A 25150-nucleotide genomic window follows, 5' to 3' on the forward strand; every position below is an offset into this window, starting at 1 on the left:
CCCAATATCGAGTTGTCAACTCTGACCAACTGTAAACCTTTACCAATGGTTATTTTGTGAACAATATAGAATTTGATAAACAACACATTTGGCACCCTTACACCAGTGCAGTTAACCCCCTTCCCTGCTATGAAGTGGTTGGTGCAGAAGGCGTTGAACTTACTTTAGCGAGCTCTGAAGTACTGATTGACGGCATGTCTAGCTGGTGGGCGGCTATTCACGGTTACAATCACCCCGTATTAAACGACGCGGCGCATAAACAAATAGAGGCATTTTCTCACGTTATGTTCGGCGGCATTACCCACCAGCCGGCGGTAGATCTCTGTAAAACCTTACTTAACATGGTGCCAGCTGGCCTAGAGCGCGTGTTCTTAGCCGACTCGGGCTCAGTGTCGGTAGAAGTTGCCATTAAAATGGCTATTCAGTATTGGGCATGCCAAGGGCGACCTGAAAAATCGCGCATTGTATCGCCGCGCAATGGCTATCACGGCGATACCTTTGCCGCCATGAGCGTTTGCGACCCCGTGAATGGCATGCACAGCTTGTTTGAAGGCGTGCTGAATAAACAAATATTTGCGCCTGCCCCACAAACGCGTTTCGGGCAAACCTTTAGCGAAGATGACATTTTGCCTTTAGAGGATATTTTTGAAAAGCATCATCACACCATGGCAGCCTTGATACTAGAACCTGTTGTGCAAGGTGCAGGCGGCATGCGTATTTACCACCCTGAGTATTTAAAGCGCTGTAGGCAGCTTTGCGATACGTATGATGTACTGTTAATTTGTGATGAAATTGCTACCGGCTTCGGCCGTACCGGCAAGCTCTTCGCTTGTGAGCATGCCGGTATCTCGCCGGATATTTTGTGTTTAGGTAAAGCAATTACCGGCGGGTATATGACGTTAGCCGCGACCTTGTGCACAGAAGATGTTGCGTTAGGCGTTTGCCAAGGCGAGCCTGGCGTATTTATGCACGGTCCTACATATATGGGTAACCCACTAGCCTGTGCAGTAGCCAATGCTAGTCTTTCACTTATTAATGAAAACCATTGGCAGCAACAAATTCCCGCTATTGAGAAACAATTACAAACCGAGTTGGAAAAATGTGCAGACTTGCCGCGAGTTGCTGATGTAAGAGTATTGGGTGCCATTGGCGTTGTTGAAACGGTAAATCCCGTTAACGTTGCCGAAATTCAACGTCACTTCGTGAAGCAGGGTGTTTGGATTAGGCCGTTTGGTAAATTGGTATACATTATGCCTCCCTATGTTATATCCGCGGAGCAGTTAAGCAAGTTAACGCATGCTATCTACACTGCCTTGAAATAGTGAAACAGTTTGCTAGGCTAGGCACGTGCTTATCGTAGCTAAGAGGCGGCTCTGGTAGCACTTGTTTTTATATTAGGCGAAACGAGTGGGTTAATTTAGATAACATAGCGAGTTTTTAATGGTAGTACGTGTTCTTGATAAGGTAGTTTTTGCAGTTTTATTTATTATTACGCTGCAAGTGCCCATATTAGCAGACCACTACCGCCAGTACTTAAACGGTTATTACGACGCATTGAGAGACGAAGTTGCAAGCTCTTCTGAGCTTGCAAAGCAGCATGGCTTCTCTTCAGTAGAAGCTATGCTTGATAGCCTTCAGAAAAACAGCGAACCCGTAGTGCGTGAAAACGCCTCAATGAAAGCCTCGCGCTTTGCGCAAATCACCACCCTTGAACAGGGCATGAGAAAGTTAGAACACGGTCACTACTTTGAACAGCTTGTGTTTATGGCCTCGCCTTCTCAGTATGGCACTCTTAACCGCGTTTTAGATAACTTTAGACCCTCGGTACCGTTAACCCCTTCATCTATTGTGTTTAGCTTGGTCACTGCTATTTTTTTAAATTTATTGATTTGGACACCGCACTTTTGCTATTGCCAAGTTAAGAAAGTTAAAAACAAGCCAAAACGTTACGCTTATAAATAAGCCTATAACACTTACTCTAGATACGTTTAACTATCTCCCCCCAAGCGCTTAAAAACCTGCGTTCTAGTATCACTTTTTTACCTACTGGCTTGATATCGCACCTTTACTTTATATAAGCCAATGAGTGAGCGTTGCTACAACTCTGCGCTTGCGGCCTTCCCTCTTTTTTAAAGTCCAATTTCAACGTCACAGCTAACTTCTTATACCCTACGAATAAGCGAAATACCTAAGAGTTGGCACTGTTGCTGCAACACTAAACACAAGAGAAAGATTTGTAAGTGGTTAAGTTTAATTTCTTATATAGCGAATTACTAATTACTTAAACTATAACAGATACTTACAGAAAAACTGTTATTTAGGAGAAGTTATCATGCCAACAGATGCTCAATTATTAATCGGGAAAGTGTTGCAAATAAAAGACAAAATTACCGCAAAACGCCACTGTATACCGAGTGACCTGAAAGCTGAATGGAATGAACTAGACGCACAGACAGCCTGTTTTGAAAGCGAGGCACTGTATCAAAGCGCAATTAAAGGAAAGGAAATGAATAAGCGCATTGATTATTCAGGCTCTGTAAAAGAATTGTCGCAGCTGGTCACTAAGCTAAAGACGCTTAACAAAAAAGTCAATGTCACACAAATTCAACACTAAGGCTAGCTAGTGACAACCACCTAGCAGCCTTACTGGAAACAAATTATTTTTTATTATTAAGGAGTACTAATGTTCTTACTTTACGCGTGCCATAGCTGGAAAGCCTTAGAAAATCTTCGCGAGCAACCGGAATGTGCTGATACTCAATTGGCTGGCCCTCACTTGCATCAGGGTCGTGCAGATAATAGCAGTGCACATCACAACTCGTGATCGCGACCCAGTGAGGGACCTTCTTTTTATCAAATGCATAGGTACTGATTAAACACAACACTGCGCCGCCAGCTTGCAGTGCTTGGTCAACAATATCTGTATGCCAGTCTGATATCTCAACAGGGATACCCTTTTCCTGCGCTTGCGTTAGGAATTGAGACTCCACTTTTTCGACAATGGCTTTTTTATTTGTATCGCGAACACCGTCAACGAATAACGGTATATTTTGATTAATGATTACTTGAGCAGTGAACCCCTCGCTAACAGCGGCTAACGCCAAACCAATGGGGTGGCAACCGCCATGACCTGCCATCATAAAAATGGTAGTCGCAGTGCGCCACAGCGACAGTTCTTTCTCCTGCGTCATGTTGAAGCGATTATCTAACGCACACATTGCCATCATTAGCGCCGACGGGCCGCAAGTAAAATCAGTGGTTTGCTGATACCAAGGGTAAATATCCGTTTGTGTTGATTTACTCGACGCCAATAGTTTTTGCATACGTATCGCATCGCTGTGATCTTGGTAGTAATCGGTATACATGCCGAACTGGCTAAACCCTAATTTGTTATAAAGAGCAATAGCGCCAGTATTACTCACTGCCACTTCCAGACGCATAAATCGCTTTCCCCGCTGTAGCGCCCGCTCCCCCAAGCCATTTATTAACTTTTCAGCAATGCCCAATCCTCTTGCTTGTGGAAGCACTGCTACAGAGTACAAACGCGTAAGCTGTGTTCCTCTGCGTAGCAGCAATAACCCGTACCCTAAGATGCTGGAAGTAGACAAACTGCTTCCCCGTTCACCTTCGTTTCGCTTATTATTGGCCTTTTCTTCAGTTGACCGCTGCGCCACGATAAGCTCAGCATGCGGTGCATTAATATAAAATTTAAAGCGACTTTTGCTTAACCTATCGGTCGTGAAGCACGTTTTCTCAATATATTGTAAGCAGTCGATATCCTGTACCGTGGCTATTCGCAGCGTTATGTCGGCCTGCAAATCCGGCAAGTTTGTATTTTCGTGCCCCGATATAAGCTCATTAGCTGATTGTGTTACCAACACTCCACCCTCACGACTAAACGCATTGTCCTTTTTCGTCTCATTCACCCGCTCAGCCGGTGTACTCATCGCCCTCTTTGCTCCAACCTGTTTGCAAATTCCTGCATAATAAGTTCATACAGCGCTTTGCCTAAATATTTATCTTCAACGCCTGCGTCAATGCTGGGGTTATCATTCACTTCAATAACGTAAACGGCATTACCTACCTGTTTTATGTCTACGCCATACAAGCCGTCACCTGCTGCTTTCGCTGCTTTTATCGCGGCTTGCAATACAGGTTTAGGCACTTCGAAAGTAGGCATAGTGGTAAAACCGCCAGAAGAAAATCTATCCCCGTGGTGGTTATAAATTTGCCAATGATTGCGTACCATAAAATACTGGCAGGCATAAATAGGCTTTCCACCCAACACGCCTATTCGCCAATCAAACTCTGTAAAAATGTATTCCTGAACCAAAACCAATGCAGACTCAGCCAACATTTGCTTAAGCCGTGTTTTTAACGCGTCTTTAGTTTCTGCCTTATGAACGCCTCGTGAAAACGAGCTTTCCGGTAGCTTTAATACCAAAGGCAAACCAAAGTCAGCAATGAGCTCGTCACATACGTCATCGTTGGCGCTTGCTACAAAGGTTGCTTTTGGTGCCGGTACCTTTTGGTACGCAAAGGCATCTTGTAAATACACTTTGTTACAGCAGCGCAAAATAGATTGCGTGTCATCCATTACTACAATGCCTTCGCGTTCAGCGGCCCGCGCTAGACGATATGTGTGATGATCAATCGCTGTCGTTTCGCGGATAAAAAGTGCATCGTAGTGGCCTAACTCTTCTTGCGATAACCGACTTACCACATCAGCGTGAAACCCTGCTTTTTCAGCGGCTTTTACGAAGTTTTTTATGGCACGTTCATCACTAGGAGGTGTGGTTTCTTCAGGGTTGACAAGAATGGCCATGTCCCAACGGGTTCGTTTACTTGTTTTACCCGTTCTCCACTGAATTTGGGTGTGCGCTTTTAATTGCGTAATAAAACGGGTCTGTTGCGTTATGCTTAAGTCTTTAAACGCTTTAGCTTGGACGCTAGCAAAACCTTCAATTTGCACTTTCCCCGTCGCTTTAGGCGATACTTTGATATCAGTAACCGTCGGAGTTAAAACCAAAGCTGGGTACGGATACTTTTCAAACGCTTGACGAGCTAAACGTTTAAAACGCTGATCCTCCACTTCACCAAATAGTACAAACAAGGGGTCGTGGGTAATTTCAGCCGCATCTTGCTGTACCGACAGTGAAAAAACGATCCTATCAATGCTGTTCTCTTCGGCCATGCGCAAATCGTTAATGGTATTTACCGACGGCAGCACAGAGTGATTACGAGCCTGTGCTAAAAGTGAGCAGTAGTAGCCCTCGCTTAAATAGCGAGTGGTGTCGCAAATATTGATGACACGGATTTTCGGTTCGTTTAGCTTTGGAAACTCAGCAAGGTAATCTTGGAAAGTCAGCACGGTTAAAGCGGTGTTACCAAAAGGCGTAACATCATCGGTAACAATCAATGTATTGTGCATTTATATCGCTTCTAAATAGAGTAGGGTTAGTTACAATTAGATGTGTGTTTGTTCAATTAACATACACCGTTTACGTGGCGCTGAGTTTACGCTTAACTTCTGTTTTGCATAGCATATTCAGCACGGCTTTTTTTCGTCGTTAAGACAACAAAAATTGATGTACAATTAAATCTATTGATAAGGCTTTTGTTTATTAATTTTGCCTATACATAAAGGTAGGCAAGAAGACACAAATGGTTTGAGGAGTACGTATGTTATTAGCCAGCCTGGCTATTTTGATCGGATTACCGGTTCTACTTTGGAGTGCAGGAAAATTTGTAGGTGGTGCCGCATCTGTTGCTAACCATTTCGGCGTTTCTCCCCTTTTAATCGGTATGCTCATTATTGGTTTTGGTACGTCTGCCCCTGAAATCATTGTTTCAATTTTTGCTGCCATTCAAGGTAATTCAGGTATTGCCTTAGGTAATGCCTATGGTTCGAATATTGCCAATATTCTCCTAATACTCGGCTTAACTGCCGTTATAAGTCCTATTGCGGTGAAATCAGAGATTATTAAAAAAGAACTGCCCGTATTGTTAGGCATTACGTTTTTCGCCGTATGGCAAGTGTGGGATTTACAGGTTTCTAAAGATGATGCATTTTCTCTTTTAGGCCTGTTCGTTTTGTTGCTGTCGTGGAGCATTTACCACGGCATGAAGGGTGGTAAAGATGCGCTCGCCGACGAGTACGATGAAGAAATTAACAGCAATGAAGGTACGGTCAAGACACACGTAATGTGGTTAATAGCAGGCTTACTTTTGCTTGTGGCCAGTTCTCGTATGCTGGTATGGGGTGCAGTTGAAGTCGCCACCTTTTTCGGCGTAAGTGACACCATTATCGGGCTTACCGTTATTGCTATCGGTACCTCGCTACCAGAACTAGCGTCTTCCCTCATGGCAGTTAAAAAAGGCGAACACGATTTAGCCATCGGTAATGTTATTGGCTCTAATATGTTTAATACTCTTACCGTTGTAGGTATTGCAGGTACTATTCAGCCTATGACAGTGAGCGCGGAATTTCTTTATCGCGACGCTATGGTGATGTTTGCATCAACGGTGGCGCTGTTTATTTTCTGTATCGGAATTAAACGTCAAGGCCGCTTGAATCGCTTTGAAGGGGGCGCATTTGTGCTCGCTTATGTTGCCTATACCTACTGGCTAGTGCAGGCCGCGTTCATTTAGGCGTATTCGTTTTATCAAAGACACGTATTAGCCCAGTATTTAAGAAATGCCTGTCGAGGCTTGCCTTACCCGCCAAGCCTCGATTATCAAACTCACACACCACGCATGCTTTACACAGTTTGAAGCTATAGCCCTAATGTTGTGGCCAAGGTAATTAAACTTATCGCGGCAATGGCAAACAAGATAATGAGATTAGCGCCAAAGCTATCAGTGCGTCGGCGGTTTCTTCTTGCGCGCATGACAATACTGATTAAGCTAACTATTAAGCATACCTGCAACATAATGGTCATGGCCGACAAATGGCTTTGAGACCAAGATGCATCCCCCTCAATTCCCCAGTACTGCTGAACGCCACTAATAAAGTCTGGCCTCGCGTAATGAAACAGTATTAGCACCACAACCATGCCAACCCAACCAAAGATATTAAGGCCCAGCATGACCTTGTAGAAAGGCGTTTTAGAACGCGGCGTAGAACGACGCTCTGCTAGTTGCTCGTAAGTCATAGCGCGCCCCTCGACATTGCTACTGTCAGAGGAAGGCGAAGCGCGTTGCGCAGTGCTCTGAGTTTGCTGCTGGCTGTCCACTGACGTGCCCAAATCATTTTTATTTCCCATTTGTCACTCTGTTCTCTGGCATCCCGCATAAGGTTGGGTATACTAGCGTGCTATTGGATTGTATTTTATTGTTTATTATTACATCGCCATAGCAGGTAGCGATCGGTAAATCCTTTCATTCACATAGCTGGCGACATGTAATTCGCTTGAAGCGTTTTTTATAAACTTCAACAAGCGGCTTACCGATTGTAAATACTTATCGGCATAACAATCCAAAACATTGACCATAAAGCAAATTCAAGTGCACATTTTCAATCATAGTTTAATGCACTGTGTGGTCGAACTCGATGTTAAACGAGCGACAACATAAGATCAGTAAGACGGAGAAATTAACATGACGCATGCGCCCGTAGTTGACGTACTTAAAGGTAAGTACGCCGTAGGCGAATCGGTAACCGTAAAGGGTTGGGTAAGAACACGCCGCGACTCTAAAGCGGGGTTATCATTTATTGCACTACACGATGGTAGTTGCTTCGATCCTGTACAAGTTATTGCACTAAATTCTCTGTCAAATTATGCCGATATCCAGCGCCTAACTGCAGGTTGTTCATTATCGGTAACCGGTACAGTAAAAGAATCGCAAGGCCAAGGGCAAGCACTAGAAATTGATGCTACCGAGGTAGACATCGTCGGTTTGGTGGAAAATCCAGACACCTATCCAATGGCAGCAAAGCGCCACAGTATTGAATACCTTCGTGAATACGCACATTTGCGCCCTCGCACTAATGTTATCGGTGCGGTTACACGAGTGCGTAACTGTTTATCACAGGCCATTCACCGCTTTTTCCATGAAAAAGGCTACTACTGGATCTCTACCCCAATTCTAACGGCTAGCGATACAGAAGGCGCGGGTGAAATGTTCCGCGTATCAACACTTGATATGATGAACCTTCCGCTAGACGACAAAGGCAACGTTGATTACTCAGAAGATTTCTTCGGTAAAGAAACTTACCTAACAGTATCAGGTCAGCTTAATGTTGAAACATACTGTACGGCTATGTCTAAGGTTTATACCTTTGGGCCAACGTTCCGCGCTGAAAACTCAAATACGTCTCGCCACCTTGCAGAATTCTGGATGATCGAGCCTGAAGTGGCTTTTGCTGAATTGAAAGATGTCGCGCAGCTTGCTGAAGACATGTTGAAGTATGTGTGTAAAGCGGTGCTAGAAGAGTTACCTGATGATATGGCATTCTTCGCCCAGCGCATCAAGAAAGATGCGGTTGAGCGTTTAGAAAAGCTCGTTAGCTCTGACTTTGTTCGCATGGATTACACTGACGCTATTGAAATTCTTCAAAATTGCGGCAAAAAGTTCGAGTTCCCTGTTGAATGGGGTATTGATTTATCTTCTGAACATGAGCGTTACCTTGCCGAAGAGCATGTTGGCGCACCAATCATCATGCAGAACTATCCGAAGGATATTAAAGCCTTCTACATGCGCATTAACGACGACGGCAAAACCGTTGCAGCAATGGACGTGCTAGCGCCAGGTATCGGCGAAATTATCGGTGGTTCACAGCGTGAAGAACGTTTAGATGTATTCGACGCTCGTCTTGATGAAATGGGACTATCGAAAGAAGACTACGCATGGTATCGCGACCTACGCCGCTACGGCACTGTGCCTCACTCAGGTTTCGGTCTAGGTTTCGAACGTCTTGTTGCATACGTAACCGGCATGCAAAACGTACGTGACGTGATCCCATTCCCACGTACACCAGGTAACGCTAGCTTCTAAGCAGTGTTGCTGTACTAATGAAATGAAAGCTCGCTACAGTCTACTGTCGCGAGCTTTTTTATTTCTCTATCGCTTATGTGCTTTAATTCAGAAACTCATACGGTATATAACCAAAGTAAGTTAGCAAAGATGATGTTTGCATACGAGCTTCAAGACAAAGTAAAAGCACATAACAAGCAAGTAAAGGTGTTTGTGTGTTACCCCGGAGCGTCTAACACCACCCTTAAACGAGAAAGTGCTAGCTTCTTAACCCGTATATCGTGGACCTTTATGGTGAAAATTGGCTTAGCCCAGTCTGCTGAACAAGGCGCATACCCCGAAGTCATTTGTGCGACGGGAGAAAACCTTAAGCAGCTTGCCTACTATGGACCAACAGGACTGATGAACTTCGGCGGCCCAGTAGGAGAATGTAAGTTAGAGGACTTTGCTGTAGACAAAAAAGTACTAACAAAGCTTTGGGCCGTGTCAGAAGAAGCAACAGAATTTTCATGGCAGCTTTAAATACAACGGCGGCAGGCGTAAAAGCGTATTGGGTGGTGCACCTTAAATTATCAATATCCATTTGGAACTACGGAAGACGTATTGCTTAAACCAATCGCAGCGGAGCGGCACGGCTCAACCGAGTAAACAAAGCCCTCATCGTTATCTGATGTTTTTTCAATTTGCAAAATTTCATAGTCATTTAACTCAATCACACGCGTCCCCGCAGGGTGCGCGCAACGTGAACGTGAGTCTGCTTCATACTCATAGATAAAGCTGGCTAACGCCTGGCGTTGTGTGGCTTTGTAGCTGATACTTTTTTGCTTTGCGTTGGTTAAAATCGTTGTTAAATCTTTTTCTAACTCAGAAACCTCTTCCGTTTCCTTATTAGGTTGTTGTGCTTCGCCTTCATTAAGGTTAACTGTTTCGGCTTCTTCTATAGTTATTAACGCGTTGGCGCTGTCACTGCTAAATTCAGAAAGTAGCCCCACCTGCCCTGCCAATACGCCAAGTTGCAGCGACACGCCCAGTGTCCATACAAAGCGCGCTACGGCGGTGGATAATACATATCGGTAGTCCTGTTGATGCCACAGCCGCTGCACGCCGAAGGGCTTTAGCAGCAATAAGAAAAACAAGTAAGCAAAAATTAACAGCATCCCGCCAACGAGCGCCATCAACGTGGTAACAAAGAACCAACTGGGCACCATGAGTATAAGCGCGAAATTGTGGCTATAGGGTAAGGCGCTTGCAGAAACGCCAGTTATGCTGTTAACCAGGCCACTAGAAGAGGCAAGCGCAAAGTTCGCGATAATTGCATAGATGAACAAGATCACCGCTTTACCGGGTAAACTGTTCCATAGCGTCATAAACTTTGGCCAGACTTCGCTAATAATGCCTGCAAGGGCAAAACCAAACATAATCGCTTCAAACAGGCTACTTTCGATAGTCAAAAATAGTTGTAACACAAGCATGCTGGTTGCCAAAAAATAGCAACGCTGGGCGAACGTGATGCTCAGCCAAAAGCGCAAAAAACCAATACGTCTTTTCTGAAGTAAGCGCCTTGCGGGTTTCTTTATCTTTTCATACACACTGCGAATCTCGTTAGTTACTTGCATCATTTCATCGTCAATAATTATTGTTATCTTTCTAATATACGACTGGCTTTACTTCCCGACGTGCTCGCAATGCGCTATTCTGTTGATTCCAAAAAATCAACAGGTTATATCTATTGGCTGCTTTTTAGCAAACTAAAAGTAGCGCGCAAAACCTTATGGCTGAATCTAATACGTTATCTATAGTTTGTGAGCAATGCCATACCAAGGTGAACATACCTGCCCTAGCGCACAGGCAACGGGCTGTTTGCCCTGTATGTAACCATACGCTCATATCTCACCGCGACGGCGCCAGTGAAAAGCTATTGGCATTGTCATTCAGCGCATTAATTTTTTTACTTCTTTCACTGCCTTTTAATTTCCTTACCTTTAAAGCAAGTGGGCAAAAACATAGTATCGACTTACCTACTGGCATCACAGTACTGATTGAACACGACTACCTATCGCTTGCGATAATAACTAGCCTAGCTACGCTTTTATTGCCCGGCATGGTATTAGCTGGTTTAGTGCTTTTATGTTTAGCTCAATTGCAAGGACGCCGGCCTTTTTATCTTCCTAGATTGTTTACACTGGTAAAAGCGCTTCTACCATGGAGCATGGCCGAAATCTTTCTGGTAGGCACATTAGTCAGTCTCATTAAAATCACAGAGCTAGCCGATGTTTCTATTGGTCTGTCTTTTTATGCCTTTATTGGCTTTTCTGCATTCACCGCTTTATGTATATCCCAATTTGACCCCACGCGCTATGCAATGTGGTTAAGCCTAGGTGCGCCACCACAACCTAAACCCTTAAGCGAAGTACAGGCAAAAGTGAGCATACAGCGCACGTGGGCACTGCTTATCACGGCCTGTATCTTATATATCCCTGCTAACCTACTTCCCATAATGTATACTGAATTTTTTGGTCGAGAAACACCGAATACGATTATCGGTGGTGTTATCTCGCTGTGGGAGTCTGGCTCATACCCAGTAGCAATTATTATTCTCGTGGCTAGTGTTATTGTACCGGTGGCAAAAATCATAATTCTCGCTTGGCTAAACTTTTCTGTTCAAAGAGAAAAAACCACATCCAAGCAATTGCGTATACGTTACTACCGAATTACAGAGGCAATTGGGCGCTGGTCAATGATTGACGTTTTCGTCGTTGCCGTGCTTGTTTCACTAATTCAGATGGGTAACACCATGTCTATTTATCCAGGCCAAGCGGCACTTGCCTTTTGTGCCGTTGTATTTGTAACAATGATAGCCGCGATGACTTTTGATTCGAGGCTAATTTGGCAGCAGTGGAAGCAATTACCATGACCGCAAATGACCCCAATGTAAACGAAGCGAAGGTCAAACCAACTTCATCTATTTCCCGCATATGGATTATCCCCATCCTTGTAATCGTAATTGGTGGTTGGATGGTGTATTACCAGTGGAAAAATCAAGGCCCCCTTATCACCATTGAACTTCACTCCGCTGCGGGCATAGAGATCAATAAAACGCCGATCAAAGTGCGAGACTTGGATGTGGGGCAAGTTAAAAAAATTACCCTTAAGCCCGATTTAGACGGAGTACTTGTTACCGCCAGAATTGATGCCAGCGCAGCCCATTTGCTTAACGAAAATGCGAAATTTTGGGTCGTCGCTCCGCGAATTAGCTTCTCGGAAGTCTCAGGGCTTAATACGCTGTTATCGGGTAGCTATATTGCGATGTCAGCGAACGATAAGGGAAAGGAGCAACTGCACTTTACCGCCCTTGAGCGCCCGCCTGTAACACCGCCTGGGACACCCGGTCTACACGTTATGCTAAAAAGTGACGACGAGTTTGCCTATAAACCCGGCGACCCCATTATTTATAAAGGCTTTAAGGTAGGCGAATTTGAAGACGCGACCTTCAACGTTGAAGAGCGCGTGGTGTATTACGACGCATTTATTGAAGCCCCTTATCACAAGCTCATTACTAACACGACGCGCTTTTGGGATGTCAGTGGCGTTAAACTGCTGCTTGAGTCTAACGGTGTCAGTGTTGAAACAGGCAGCTTAGAAACCTTATTAGCCAATGGCATTACCTTTGGCATTCCCGAAGGCGTCCCGAAAGGCGAGCAAGTGCTCGATAATGCGTTTTTTACTATTTATGGCGACAGCACTTCAGCGTCTGACGCACGATATAAAGTGGCGGCGGAATACTTACTGCTAATTGACGAAAGTGTTCGCGGCCTTACGGTTGGCGCGCCTGTAGAGTATAGAGGAATTGAGATTGGTAATGTAACGGCAATTAATTCCTTTCCCGCCGTTGAAGGAAATATTCTTGAGCGCGACTACCCTATTCCTGTCCTTATTAACATCTACCCGGGTAAAGCGCGACAACCGGATACGGATGAAGGGCTAAGCGCAATAAAACAAGCCATAAGAAATTGGCTTCACCGAGATCTTAGGGCCTCGTTACGCATGGGTAATATTCTAACTGGTGGTTTGTATGTTGATTTACAACACGTACCCGACGCCGACGGCAGTGGCAAAATTGAAGTCATTAATGGTTATGAAGTTATTCCAACCGTAAGTAATGAGTTTACCCAGCTAACGCAAAAAGCCGACGCCATTCTAGATAAAATAAACCAGCTACCACTTAAAGAAATGGTAGAGAACGTGCAACTAGCCGTTGATGACATGCGCCTTGCGGCTGAATCGGTAGAAACGGCAAGTGACGATTTTGACGTGCTGATTGGTGACATTGACGCTAAAGCATTAAATAGCAACCTTAATCAGGTATTGGTAAGCCTTGATGGTTTACTCAAAAATTACAGCGAAGGTGGCTTTAATCAGTCAGAAATAAAAGAGACCGTAGATGCACTGCAAGAAACCATGCGCAACATGCAGCCGTTACTCTTGAAATTAAATCAGTCGCCTAATAGTTTAATTTTTTCACAGGGCAGCGAGTCAGAAATTCAACCCAAAGCTAAGAATTAAACGCCAGGTACTGCCCGCCAACCTAAATATTACTTGTTTAGGTTGGCGTGAATAATGAATAGCTTTTTTCTACTAATTGAGTATATACGCTATATTTTAGTTTTGAGAAAATCCCACCACGCTGCGAAGTATTATTATTGGAACATCCACGAACAGGGATGAAAGGATCGAATGTTATGATGATGCAGTTTAAGGCTACTTCTTCTTTTACAAAACGTAAAACCATCTACATCAGCACCTTAGCTTTCTTATTTTGTTTTTTATCCGCGTGTAGCAGCGCACCAACGGGGTTAACGTACTACCTTCTTCACGCAACTGGTGATGTGTCGTATATACAGGGGGATGCTAAACAGACTATCGTTTTAGACAAGATAACCCTCCCCGAATATTTGAAGCACAGAGGGTTGGTATACCAAACTAGTGACACTAACCTCCACATATCTACCAGCCACTTATGGGCGGAGCCTGTCGACGAAGGCTTGACCAAGTCGCTAACAGGTGCACTGGCAGTAAAACGTGTTTCGCTTGTTCGCCCCGATCATTACGCCAGCGAAGAGTCTGTTCATATGACGCTGCACATAGACGACTTTGTTAGCACCTATGAAGGTGAAGTTGTATTTTCGGGGCAGTTTGTCATAACGAGCGCATCAGGTGAAAATGCGCCACATTCGTTCGTGTTTACCTCCCCTTTAGCTAACGACGGCTTTTCTTCAAGCGTTAAAGCAATGCGAGATGCTATTGAAAAGCTCGCTGTTGATATATCAAAAGCAGCTGTCTCCGCCGGTTAATTATGCTTGGGCCGATAAAGCAATACGTATTAAGTGGCGTAAACCGCCGCTACAAAGATGAAACCAACCGCCGCATTATGGTTGTTAACCTGTTTGCAGCGGTGGGGATGTCTATTACGTTTTTGCTTGGCTCTCGTGCTTTTATTGACGGCGAGTACTTCCTATCGACTATTCTTTTTAGCGCCAGTGTAATATTTGCTCTTTCGCAGCGTTTACAGGTGCGCGTTGCTACTGCAAAGGCGCGCACCTGGTCTATTACGCTATTAATTTTTTGCCTGATGGCTCTCACGCTTCTACTAGTGATAACTGGGGGCAAAGATAATACGGGCCCGCTTTGGATATACCTTGTCCCCCCTGTCACTATGTTTTTTGCCGGTTTTATTCGAGGGTTGCTCGCGCTTGTCGCCTATACTATCGCGTGCACAATCGTGCTATTTGGGTTCAACGAGGCCGATTTTGTGGCCAGCTATAGCTATGCGTTTAAAACGCGCCTACTCTATTCATTTGCTACAGTTACGTTCCTGTCAGCGTTTTACGAATACAGCAGACAAAAAAGTTACGACACCGCGCTTTACTTAAGTGAGCAGTTTGAACGCCAAGCCAAACACGACCACCTTACTCAACTTTTAAATCGCCGTGGAGCACAGCAGTGTCTTGAACGCGAATATGCCAGAATGCAACGTAATAAGCGTCATTTTTCTATAGCCATTGCTGATATAGACAGATTTAAGAGTATTAATGACTCCCTCGGACACGAGCAAGGTGATGAGGTATTAAGGCAAATATCTAACATTTTCAAAACCCGCTCGCGGGGTCAAGACGTCTTGGCCCGCTGGGGCGGTGAAGAGTTTATGTTCATCTTTAACGATACGGATGAAGCTGGCGCGGTAAAAGCATTAGAACAAATAAGAGCGACCTTAAATAACGCCCCTCTTAATATCAATGGCAATGAAATCTATATTACAAGCAGCTTTGGTGTGTGTGAAGTAACACCGGACATTGATACATCAAGCGCTATCCGCCTCGCCGACAAAGCGTTATATCACGCGAAAGAGCACGGCCGAAACCTTGTTTGCGCCGCCTCTACACTTCCTTGTAGCTAAATCTTTATTAGTTATCAACACGATTAATTTTAACTCTACAAGAAAATGTAATTTACACAAAATTGACTCACGTTTGGTTACATTTGCGCTGTATTACTGAAACACTTTAGCGCTACACTATAAGCAGTTTTCGATATTAAGTAGATTTGGCTATGAAATGGATGAAGTTTGCACTACCTATTGGTGTTTTGATAGTAGGCTATATTGGGATGAAAGGAATCGAAGCCTCTGCCTCTGACTCAGTAATTACCGAAGATGTTGACACTCGCCCCACAGTAACTATTGAGGCGTTAGCCCCTGAAGATGTTCGGGTGCAGTTAACCTCTTACGGTGAAATCACGCCTTTAGAAACCACTAACCTCGCGGCGCAGGTATCAGGAGAAGTTCAACAGTGGAACACCAAATTTGTCAGCGGTGGTTTAGTGAGAAGGGGTGAAACACTTTTTGAAATAGAAGCCGATGCTTATGAAGCCGCGCTATTAATGGCCGAGGCAAACCTTGCCAGCGCTGAAGCGCAGCTTATTCAAGAGCAAGCACAGGCCGACGTTGCGGCGCGAGAAGCGAAAACCATGCCCAATGCTCGCGTCACTGACCTATACCTTCGTAAACCTCAAGTAATGAGTGCGAAAGCAGCGCTAAAGTCGGCACAAGCCCAGCTTAAAATAGCGAAACGGGATTTTGAAAACTGCAAAGTTAAAGCCCCTTATGACGCGTTAGTTGTTTCAAGGGGGATTAGTACCGGTGACTATGTTACTCAAGGTACGCCCGTTGCCGTAATTAATAACATTGAGTACGCAGAAGTAACCTTCCCCGTGGCTGGCTTTGACCGCGTCTTTCTTGCTGACAACACCATTGGCAGTGAAATCGCTATTGAAGTTGATGACATTCAAGGTGCTACGGTTAAAGGCACTATTCACAGAGATACAGGGGTTATAGACAACAATACGCGTATGAGCTATTTCGTCGCGCGAATTGAAGACCCTTATGCCATCAACTCATCTAAGCCAATTATAAAGTTTGGTTCTTACAGCACCATTGCGTTTGAAGGTAAAACGTTAAGTGACGTGTACCGCGTACCTCAAGAGCTAATTACCAATCGTCTTTTATGGACACTGGATGACGAAGATAGGTTAACGTCACAAAAAGTTACCGTGGTTCGTGAAGAAAATGGCGACTTTTTAATTCAGGGAGACTTTAACGCGAATAAGGTTGTGATGAGCCTTCCAGAGTACCCGCAAAACGGGATGCCCGTGAAGGTGATTGAGACCACTACCGACCTTGTGACAGCAAGCGCTAACTAAGGAGCTGTCATGAATAACCAAAACAACACGCAAAGTGGCATCATTGCTTGGTTTGCTCGAAATTCTGTAGCAGCGAACCTTCTCATGATCTTTATTATCATCATGGGTATAGCGAGCTACTTCACTATTCAGCGCCAGATGTTCCCCAACATCGAAATAAACTATATCACTATAGAAGCAACGTACCCGGGCGCCTCGCCACAAGAAATTGAAGAAAGTATTTTCATTAAAGTGGAGGAAGCGGTTAAAGATATTACTGAAATAAAGCGCACAGTCTCTCGTGCATTTAGAGGTGGCGGCGCTGTAACGTTAGAAATCGACACCAAAGCCGAGCTTACTGACGTGCTAGATAAGGTAAAGCTTCGCGTAGACAGCATTGCCACTTTCCCCGCTGGCATGGAGCCAGTAAACGTATCGCAAGTTGAGTTTCAACAGCAAGTTATTGAAATGCCCCTAGTGGGCGACTTACCGCTTTCCGAGTTAAAAGTTCTCGCAAAAGAAGTTGAAGATGAACTTTTACAGTTAGGCTCTATTTCCCTTGTTGAGGCTAATACGCCAGATGATGAGATTGCTGTTGAAGTTAAACCCGATACGCTTAGAAAGTACGGGCTAACGATTGGTGATATTACCCAAGCCATTAACAGCTACTCGGCGAATATCTCGGCGGGTCAATTAAGAACAAACTCGGGCATCGTCTCTGTTCGTGTAGAAAACCAATACTACAGCGGTGATGAGTTTAAGCAAATTCCAATTAAAATTGGTGCTGGCGGTGCAAAGGTTACGTTAGGCGATGTAGCCTACATCAATGATGGTTTTGAAGAGGGTGAGCGCTACTTCAAATACAATGGCATGAACGCTATTTACATCGCAGTGAAAGCCACAAAAACGCAAAATACCATTCCCGTTGCAGAGACGGTAAAAGCCTATATTGATCAGAAAAACGAAACCTTGCCTCAGGGTATAAGTTTACAGGTACTGGTCGATATGACCTACTACCTAAATGCGCGCCTAGACATGATGCTGTCAAACCTCATTCAGGGGTCAATTTTGGTGGCACTTATGCTAACTCTGTTTTTGCGATTCAGATTGGCAGTATGGGTAATGGTCGGCCTCCCAGTCTGCTTCCTAGGTGCAATGATGCTAATGCCCGTCTTCGGCGTCAGCATTAACATTCTATCGCTCTTTGCGTTCATTATGGTGCTGGGTATTGTAGTAGACGACGCTATCGTGATTGGCGAAAGTGCTTATACTGAAATTGAAAGCAAAGGCGGTGGTGTGGATAACGTTGTTCGCGGTGCTAAGCGCGTAGCGACCCCTGCTACATTTGGGGTATTAACCACCATTGCTGTATTCGCCCCATTTACGTTAAGCAGCGGGCCAGAAGGTGCTTTTTTCTATAACATCGCAGTGGTAGTTATCTTGTGCTTGGTATTTAGTTTAATTGAGTCGAAGCTTATCCTGCCCGCTCACCTCGCTCACACTAAATTTTCTCCGGTAAAGCAAGACAGCTGGCGTGCTCGCTTTAATAAACGCTTCTTTGCATTTGTAAACGGCCCTTATAAACGCACCGTTACCAAAGCTATTGAGTGGCGCTGGGCAGTGCTGATGATGTTTGTAGCAATGTTTATGCTAAGCCTCGGGCTTATAGGCGCAAACTATGTACGTATGGTGCCAAATCCCAAAGTGCCTCACGACTTCCCCAGCGTAAAAATAGAGATGAATGAAAACGTTTCAGACATGACTACCATCAACGCACTTAAAATAGTTGAGCAGACCATTTTAGACGTAGAAGAACAAATTATTGATGAGTTTGGCCAAGGTATGATTCGAGACCGCCTTGCGTTTAATGAAGACAGAACCGAAGGGCGTATATTAACGCCGCTAGTTAATGAAGAAGACCGCCCTATTGACACCTTCGAACTAGCGCGTCGCTGGCGCGAAGCCATTCCTGAAATCACCGGCATGAAGTCTTTTACCGTGATTGACGATGTGAACGGCGATGGTGATGATGGTGAGTTTGGCTATCTACTTTTCGGCCCTGATATCGACACCCTTAACGCCGCAGGTCTTAAGTTTATTGAAATGCTTCAGCAGCAAGAAGGCCTGTTCGATGTAAGCTCTACTATCGACCCGCCAAGCAAAGAAGTGCAGATGACATTACTTCCGGTGGCTTACGACTTAGGCCTCACGCTTTCGAATATCGCATCTCAAGTGGGTGCAGGCTTCTACGGTGGCGAAGCACAGCGCGTCATCCGTAATGGCGAAGAAGTGAAAGTAATGGTGCGCTACCCTGAACTTACACGTGAGCGTTTTGCAGACTTAAAATACTCACTTATCACTACGCCAAGCGGACAAGAAGTTATGCTAGGTGACGTGGTAGCCCTAGAAGAAAAACCCGGCATTAGCTACATTCGCCGCGAAGGTGGCTACCGCAGCGTATACATTTGGGGCAACATTGATGAGGAAAAAGTTGAGCCGAATGAAGTGGTGACTGAAATTCAGGATAAACTTCTGCCTCAGCTTAAAGAGTTATTCCCATCGGTAATGACTGAGTTAGGTGGGGATATTGAAGAGCAGCAAGCCCAGCAAAACGAGCAAATTCTGTTTTTCTTAGCCGCGATGATCATGGTGTATATCCTACTCGCCGTGCCGCTCAAAAGTTATGGGCAGCCGTTAATTATTATGTCGGTGATCCCATTTAGCTTTACGGGAGCAGTGTTTGGCCACTTTGTACTAGGGCTAGACTTATCTATGATGTCGAACTTTGGCCTTATTGCTGCTGCGGGTGTTGTGATAAACGACTCGCTGGTAATGACTGATTTTGTAAATCAGCGCCGCGCTCAAGGGTACAGCATTAAAGAAGCGGTTACCGAAGCAGGTACTGCCCGCTTTAGAGCAATCACTCTCACCTCTATCACTACGTTTGTAGGCGTATTGCCAATAATGTTCGAAACCAGCTTACAGGCAGCATTCGTTGTACCCATGGCCGCGGCATTGGGCTTTGCCGTTCTGTATGCCACGTTGGTTACGCTAATTTTGGTGCCTTGCTTATACCTGATTCTGCTAGATTTACATGTTCCATATACGTTTATTAAAAGCAAAATTGTGCGCAAGAGGAAGTCTGATGGCAGCGACAATACTGTCTCCCCCCCTCCTCAGCCAAGTAGTTTAATTGACTAGCCTTTTTGGCTGATGATATAAACGAGTACTGTTACGTAAAAATGAGCCTTTGAAGGCTCATTTTTTTCATGTATTGAAAGGAAAATACAATGAGCAATTCCATTTCTATAAGACCTGCATCGCCCAACGACATATCGCAAATTCGCCAGTTTATTCTAGAACTCGCTATTTATGAAAAAGCCGAACACGAAGTAGAAGCCTCGGAAGAAGCGCTGCTAAAGACATTATTCGGTGAAGGTGCCACCGCTCACTGCGTTATTTGTGAAAACAATGATGCCCCTATTGGCTTCGCCGTTTATTTCTTTAACTACTCTACATGGCAAGGGCGAAACGGGCTTTATCTTGAAGACTTGTACGTATCGCCTACCTCTCGAGGCCTCGGCGCGGGAAAATTACTGCTTCAGCATTTGGCTAAAATAGCAGTGGAAAACGACTGCGGTCGATTTGAGTGGAGCGTTTTAGATTGGAACAAGCCTGCCATTGATTTCTATGAGTCGCTTGGCGCGAAACCCAAAAGTGAGTGGCTAGGCTATCGCATGGATGGACAGACACTTATTGACTTTGCCAAACAAGGTTAACATTGCCAATACAATAATTAACTTACTGACTTGCTGACTTGCTGACTTGCATAGCGTGAAGGACAATCAACAATTGCTGCACGTTTTTTAAGCTCGTTATCGATACTTATTACAATACCCTAAAATGAGAAAGCCATTCGCACACAGGAATGGCTTTCTATAAATATATCAATTGTTGGTGCTTTATTTAGAAAGAACCAATCAACGACAAGCGAGCATTAATTGGCGCACCAACCGTTGCCTGGTGCGTAGATTGCGCATTAGGGAAGTAGAGCGTATCGGTTAAGTTTTCCACGTTTAACTGAAGACGCGTCTTGTCGCTAAGCGTGTAATATGCTGATGCATCAACGCGAGTATAGCTAGGTAGTACAGGTGAGTCTTCGCCTGTTACAACAAAACTTTCGTCTTGATATGTTGCACCAATACCAAAGCCAAATACGTCATTGACTTCATAAGTTGTCCATACCGACATCGTATTTTCAGGAAGCTCTCGAAGCGCAACACCACTGGCATTTTCGCCATCAAGGTTGCTGTAGTTCGCAGTAATATGCCACTTGTCAGTGATATATCCCTGTAGTTGGATTTCAAAACCTGAAATATCTGAATCCACTTCTATAAAGCGTTCGACGTCGTTCGGGTCGTTGTCGAGTGACGTCTGTTCGTTTTCAAAGATAGCCGCGGTAAAGCTCATGCTGTCATTGAAGTCCCACTTGATACCAATTTCTTGGTTAGTGAACGTGTCTGGGTCAAGCGCATCTGCATCGCCATTAATATTTGCATACTGTTCGCCACTGCGCGGCAGGAATGACTCACTGTAGCTCGCATAAATTGAGATATTTTCTTGAGGCTTGTACACAATACCTGCACGTGGAGACACCTGTTCGTCTTTTCTACTCCGCGTCTCAAGTACGTCAGGGTCCGCGTTAAAGACCTCAATATCAAAACTGTCGAAACGCGCACCTACCACAAGATCAAGGTTCTTTGATAACGCAATTTCGTCTTGTACGTAGAATGAGTAAACATCTAGATCTACGCGCGTATCATCGTTTAAATCAGAAAAGTCTGCAGTTACTGTCACGCCATCAACATTTGTACCAGTTAATCCACGGAAACTTAACGGGCGTGAAATGTTAAATGTTTCTCTATCACCGCCAGTAGAGTCAAATACAGTGTTAAAGCGGTCTTGATTCGATTTAGTATTAATCACCTCACCGCCAAAAATAACCGTGTGCTCAATACTACCCGTTGTAAACTCACCGACTAAGTTCGAAGATAAAATTAGGTTCTCGCGTTGGGTATTATCTATGTAGCCATCCAACGTTACTTGGTTAGCATCAGCATTGTAGCCTGCTGCATAAAAGTTTGAGTAAACTTTGTCGTAGTCACCGTAAAACGCGTTAAAGTTACCTTTTAGGTTGTCAGAGAACGTATGTTCAACGTTAGCACGGAACACGTCTGCACCTAAGGTTTGATAATTGTTTTCAGGGTCACCAAATACAATGTCTTCAAACGCTTCAACTGGCTCTCCGTTGGCAGTCGGGACACCCCGGTCAATAAAACGCTCGTGATCGATGTATTCATAAGACAGGTCTACGATGGTGTCGTCGCTCACTTCAAAGCGTGCCGTTGGGTTGAAACCGTAGCGATCGCCATAGAAAAAGTCGCGATGGTTATCTAGACTCTCGTACATGGCGTTAATGCGAAGCGCTGACTTGTCGCCTGTATCAACGTTGGTATCTAACTGAAGATTATACGCACCAAACGTGTTTGCAGATACATTGTAGTTAACGAATTGCTCACCGGTTTTAGCCTTTTTAGATACGCGGTTTAAAATACCACCTGTACCGCCACGCCCGAATAATAGCGCATTTGGCCCGCGAAGAATTTCAACTTGTTCTATGTTGTAGAGCGCACGGTAATACTGCACATCGTCGCGGTTACCGTCTAAGTAGAAGTCGGCCGTTGAACGCACACCACGAAATACCACAGAATCGCGGTGACCTTCACCTTGAGAGGTATTAACACCTGGCGTGTAATCGATAATTTGACCAACGCTGGTAATACCACGAGCTGTAATTTCTTCAGCCGTCATTATCGACAAGCTTTGCGGCACATCTATGATTGGCGTTGGGCTTTTAATTGAATTTGACTGATTTACTGAAAGGTATTTACCTTCAACCGTTAGTCTCTCAATATCTTCCATATCAGCAGCAAACGCAGCAGGGCTCAAAACTATCGCAGTAGCAATACTCGTCAGTTTGAATTTCAAAATTGCTCTCCAAGTGTTCTCTAAAGTGTTGTGTGTTCTTTCTACAACTATATAAACCTTATTATTTACTGAGCATTTATCATCGCTTCTAATTGCGTCTGCAATTGCAAATAATAATAGTTGTCATTTGTGATGAGATGATATAGAAAATTTTCGAAGATGACGAGCCCTAGAACAGAAAAATTTAAAAACTCTTTATAAATTTTCTTAATTTAGACCGTGGAGCGGAGTGTAGGAGATTACAATTTAAACAAAAACGGTGCCTATATGTCTGTTTCACCGTTTTTGAAGTATATTCTGAAGTGAAAGTGACAATGAATAGCCAGTAAGTCTATTCACGCACCTGAAAAATAAAGAAATGAGCCTATTGAAGACATGTAATAACAGAACAAAACACGTAGAAGTCGGCAAATATTGAAAACAGCAAATCTACAATGTTACTTATGTGATAGAGGGTACGATAACGTATCTGGTGACAAGGGCCATTACATTAAATTAGTTACAGTCTCGCATAACGGCTAATAATTAAGTCAACAGTACATTTAGCAACGTTTCGCTTTTGCGAGATACTCAAGGAATCTTCTATTTTGAAAAGCTGGGGCCAAAAGCACTGGCCCTTCACTAGGCTGTCAATTTCATCAACAACACGGCTTAAGTCATCGAAATCAATCTTATTATCTGCTTTTGCTGCTTTTAACCAGCGATGCAATGCAGTCTCTTGCGCTTTTAATTGCGCCACTTCATCTTTAAGTTTTTCAGGTTCGTAGAAGAAATGCCCAATGGCAACCCGTGCAATATCAAGGTGCTCTTCGGTAACAGTAAACTCAATATCTTGAAAAATTAGCTCACACAGCTGTTCGGATAAATCACGGGCTGGGTCGTACACTACCGTTACGCTTAGCTTGGCGTCCTCAAATTGCTTAGTCACCAAATGCATTACCAAGTCTTCTTTCGTAGCAAAATGGTTGTATACCGTGCGCTTAGAAACGTTAGCCAATTCAGCTAGCTTATCCATACTGGTGCCGTTAACCCCGTATTCCTGAAACGCCTGAGTTGCAGCTTGGATAATAGCTTCGCGCTTTGCATCACTTCGCGTACGTGTGTTGCCCGTCATAACATTGTTCTCATATTAATATGCTTCCATTCTACACCGTACAGTTTACTTTTCAATGTAACCGCACTAAAATGCACTCACCAGTTTACTTTAAGTAAAATTCGTCTATTTCTGCCTTTGTGAAGTAACGAAGACTTAATGTACACACGTCTATACATTATTTACCCTGACATTGGATTACACGCACTTATGCCTATAATGCGATTTACTCACCTATTATTTTTAAGCATATTGTCGGTTTCTGCCCTTACGGCTTGTTCTTCTGAAGAGCCAGTAAAGGAGCAATCACAGACCTCTCCTCGCTATGTTAAGTTAGCCACGGTCAGTAATATTCCTGACTACGATGAATTTACCTTTCCCGCTGTGGTATCGGCGGTAAAAACCGTCGACCTGAGTTTTGAAGTATCAGGTAGGCTTATACAAACCGACCTTGTAACAGGCAGTGATATCAGTAAAGGAAAGCTGCTGGCGACAATCGACCGAAAGCCTTTTGAACGCCGTGTAGATGAGTCAAAGACGCGACTGGAACAAGCCAAACGTGAGCTCGACCGAATTGAAAAAATGTTCGCGCAAAAATTGGTGGCACAAAGTTCGTTAGACTCGGCAAAGACGTCCTATGAGCTTGCCGTTATCGACTTAAAAAATGCTGAGCAAGATTTAAGCTACACGCAACTTTACGCGCCTTTCGATGCAAAAGTATCGCAGCGTCTTGTTGAGAACAACAGCTTTGTGGCCGCAGGTACACCCATTGCTCGCCTACAAGACGTGTCAAAGATTTACTTCAATATCAATGTGCCTGAGCGCTTACTTACTGCAAATATTGGTCGTGGTATCAAGCAAGCCAGCGCAACGTTAGCCACTAACCGCAGTCAGTGGTATCCAGTGAATTACGTAGAGCACTCCACGCAACCCGACCCCGTTTCGCAAACCTATGAAGTGGTATTTGCTATGGAGCCTCGTGAAGAACTGCCGCTTACACCCGGCGCCCGTGCTGTGGTTAAAGTAAGCTTACAAGGTAGCTTATACCCTGAAGGCTTAGTTGTTCCGGTAAGGTCACTTGTGGGCAATGCCGATGCGGGTTTCTCGGTTTGGGTATACAACGAAGCGTCTAACTCGGTAACCAAACAAACGGTCGAAGTTAAGCACATTGAAGACGAACTAGCGATCATAGAAAGCAATGGCCAAAGCAACCTGACTCTAGGACAAAAAGTAGTCGCCGCCGGTGCCACACAAATGCGTGCAAATATGAAAGTGCTTCCTTATCAAGGAGAGAAGTAG

Annotated in this window: 20 protein-coding genes; 14 read left to right on the forward strand and 6 right to left on the reverse strand. The window is 44.4% G+C overall.

The window, feature by feature from the left end:
• Positions 1-56 precede the first annotated feature (56 nt).
• The 3 genes from bioA to ACTRWF_RS04425 all read left to right on the forward strand — a co-directional run bounded on the left by bioA (position 57) and on the right by ACTRWF_RS04425 (position 2614).
• Positions 57-1322: an adenosylmethionine--8-amino-7-oxononanoate transaminase gene (gene bioA, locus ACTRWF_RS04415; RefSeq protein ID WP_041703136.1), complete on the forward strand. Its 1266-nt coding sequence runs from the start codon at positions 57-59 to the stop codon at positions 1320-1322.
• A gap of 118 nt (positions 1323-1440) precedes the next feature.
• Positions 1441-1962, forward strand: coding sequence for a DUF2937 family protein (locus ACTRWF_RS04420; RefSeq protein WP_012517933.1), 522 nt, complete (start codon positions 1441-1443; stop codon positions 1960-1962).
• 370 nt (positions 1963-2332) lie between these two features.
• The gene (locus ACTRWF_RS04425; RefSeq protein ID WP_015066735.1) at positions 2333-2614 is read left to right on the forward strand and encodes a hypothetical protein; all 282 of its coding nucleotides are present in this window, start codon (positions 2333-2335) and stop codon (positions 2612-2614) included.
• Positions 2615-2657: 43 nt separating this feature from the next.
• On the opposite strand, the gene ACTRWF_RS04430 is transcribed toward ACTRWF_RS04425, so the two are convergent.
• Both ACTRWF_RS04430 and ACTRWF_RS04435 read right to left on the reverse strand, forming a co-directional pair.
• A complete protein-coding gene (locus tag ACTRWF_RS04430; protein ID WP_462835160.1) occupies positions 2658-3947 on the reverse strand; it encodes a peptidase C39 family protein in 1290 nt (429 codons plus the stop codon).
• Complete coding sequence (locus tag ACTRWF_RS04435; RefSeq protein WP_462835161.1) at positions 3944-5431, reverse strand: RimK-like ATPgrasp N-terminal domain-containing protein; 1488 nt, start codon at positions 5429-5431, stop codon at positions 3944-3946. The genes ACTRWF_RS04430 and ACTRWF_RS04435 overlap by 4 nt, the downstream gene beginning before the upstream one ends.
• Positions 5432-5682: 251 nt before the next feature.
• Here ACTRWF_RS04435 and ACTRWF_RS04440 point away from each other — a divergent pair, with 251 nt between their 5' ends.
• The gene (locus ACTRWF_RS04440) at positions 5683-6651 is read left to right on the forward strand and encodes a calcium/sodium antiporter (RefSeq protein WP_020745651.1); all 969 of its coding nucleotides are present in this window, start codon (positions 5683-5685) and stop codon (positions 6649-6651) included.
• Positions 6652-6776: 125 nt separating this feature from the next.
• Here ACTRWF_RS04440 and ACTRWF_RS04445 read toward each other — a convergent pair whose 3' ends face one another.
• The gene (locus tag ACTRWF_RS04445) at positions 6777-7265 is read right to left on the reverse strand and encodes a hypothetical protein (protein ID WP_462835162.1); all 489 of its coding nucleotides are present in this window, start codon (positions 7263-7265) and stop codon (positions 6777-6779) included.
• A 334-nt stretch (positions 7266-7599) separates the two neighbouring features.
• Between ACTRWF_RS04445 and asnS the strand changes: the two genes are divergently transcribed.
• A complete protein-coding gene (gene asnS, locus ACTRWF_RS04450; RefSeq protein ID WP_071951139.1) occupies positions 7600-8997 on the forward strand; it encodes an asparagine--tRNA ligase in 1398 nt (465 codons plus the stop codon).
• 129 nt (positions 8998-9126) lie between these two features.
• Entirely contained in the window at positions 9127-9498 is a 372-nt protein-coding gene (locus tag ACTRWF_RS04455; RefSeq protein ID WP_462835163.1) for an SDR family NAD(P)-dependent oxidoreductase, read from the forward strand.
• Positions 9499-9548: 50 nt separating this feature from the next.
• On the opposite strand, the gene ACTRWF_RS04460 is transcribed toward ACTRWF_RS04455, so the two are convergent.
• Positions 9549-10448, reverse strand: a complete 900-nt coding sequence (locus ACTRWF_RS04460; RefSeq protein ID WP_462835164.1) for a hypothetical protein — start codon at positions 10446-10448, stop codon at positions 9549-9551.
• A 299-nt stretch (positions 10449-10747) separates the two neighbouring features.
• On the opposite strand from ACTRWF_RS04460, the gene ACTRWF_RS04465 reads away from it, so the two are divergent.
• From ACTRWF_RS04465 to ACTRWF_RS04495, 7 genes are all read left to right on the forward strand, one after another.
• Positions 10748-11890 (forward strand): paraquat-inducible protein A, encoded by a 1143-nt coding sequence (locus tag ACTRWF_RS04465; RefSeq protein WP_020743207.1) that lies wholly within the window; start codon positions 10748-10750, stop codon positions 11888-11890.
• Positions 11887-13539, forward strand: a complete 1653-nt coding sequence (gene pqiB / locus ACTRWF_RS04470) for an intermembrane transport protein PqiB (protein WP_278385257.1) — start codon at positions 11887-11889, stop codon at positions 13537-13539. Before ACTRWF_RS04465 ends, pqiB begins: the two co-directional genes overlap by 4 nt.
• 176 nt (positions 13540-13715) lie before the next feature.
• Complete coding sequence (locus ACTRWF_RS04475) at positions 13716-14327, forward strand: PqiC family protein (RefSeq protein WP_024016012.1); 612 nt, start codon at positions 13716-13718, stop codon at positions 14325-14327.
• Between the two features lie 2 nt (positions 14328-14329).
• A complete protein-coding gene (locus ACTRWF_RS04480) occupies positions 14330-15430 on the forward strand; it encodes a diguanylate cyclase (protein ID WP_462835165.1) in 1101 nt (366 codons plus the stop codon).
• Between the two features lie 152 nt (positions 15431-15582).
• Positions 15583-16731: an efflux RND transporter periplasmic adaptor subunit gene (locus ACTRWF_RS04485; RefSeq protein WP_462835166.1), complete on the forward strand. Its 1149-nt coding sequence runs from the start codon at positions 15583-15585 to the stop codon at positions 16729-16731.
• Positions 16732-16740: 9 nt separating this feature from the next.
• Positions 16741-19911 carry an efflux RND transporter permease subunit gene (locus ACTRWF_RS04490; RefSeq protein WP_462835167.1) on the forward strand — a complete coding sequence of 1057 codons (3171 nt, stop codon included), beginning with the start codon at positions 16741-16743 and terminating at the stop codon, positions 19909-19911.
• Positions 19912-20000: 89 nt separating this feature from the next.
• Positions 20001-20489: a GNAT family N-acetyltransferase gene (locus ACTRWF_RS04495; protein WP_020743202.1), complete on the forward strand. Its 489-nt coding sequence runs from the start codon at positions 20001-20003 to the stop codon at positions 20487-20489.
• Between the two features lie 187 nt (positions 20490-20676).
• Here ACTRWF_RS04495 and ACTRWF_RS04500 read toward each other — a convergent pair whose 3' ends face one another.
• Both ACTRWF_RS04500 and ACTRWF_RS04505 read right to left on the reverse strand, forming a co-directional pair.
• Entirely contained in the window at positions 20677-22758 is a 2082-nt protein-coding gene (locus tag ACTRWF_RS04500) for a TonB-dependent receptor (RefSeq protein WP_015066720.1), read from the reverse strand.
• A 499-nt stretch (positions 22759-23257) separates the two neighbouring features.
• Positions 23258-23872, reverse strand: coding sequence for a TetR/AcrR family transcriptional regulator (locus ACTRWF_RS04505; RefSeq protein WP_015066719.1), 615 nt, complete (start codon positions 23870-23872; stop codon positions 23258-23260).
• A gap of 138 nt (positions 23873-24010) precedes the next feature.
• Here ACTRWF_RS04505 and ACTRWF_RS04510 point away from each other — a divergent pair, with 138 nt between their 5' ends.
• Positions 24011-25150, forward strand: a complete 1140-nt coding sequence (locus ACTRWF_RS04510; protein WP_015066718.1) for an efflux RND transporter periplasmic adaptor subunit — start codon at positions 24011-24013, stop codon at positions 25148-25150.

It is taken from the genome of Alteromonas sp. G5_S2_22_S1 (assembly GCF_054968525.1).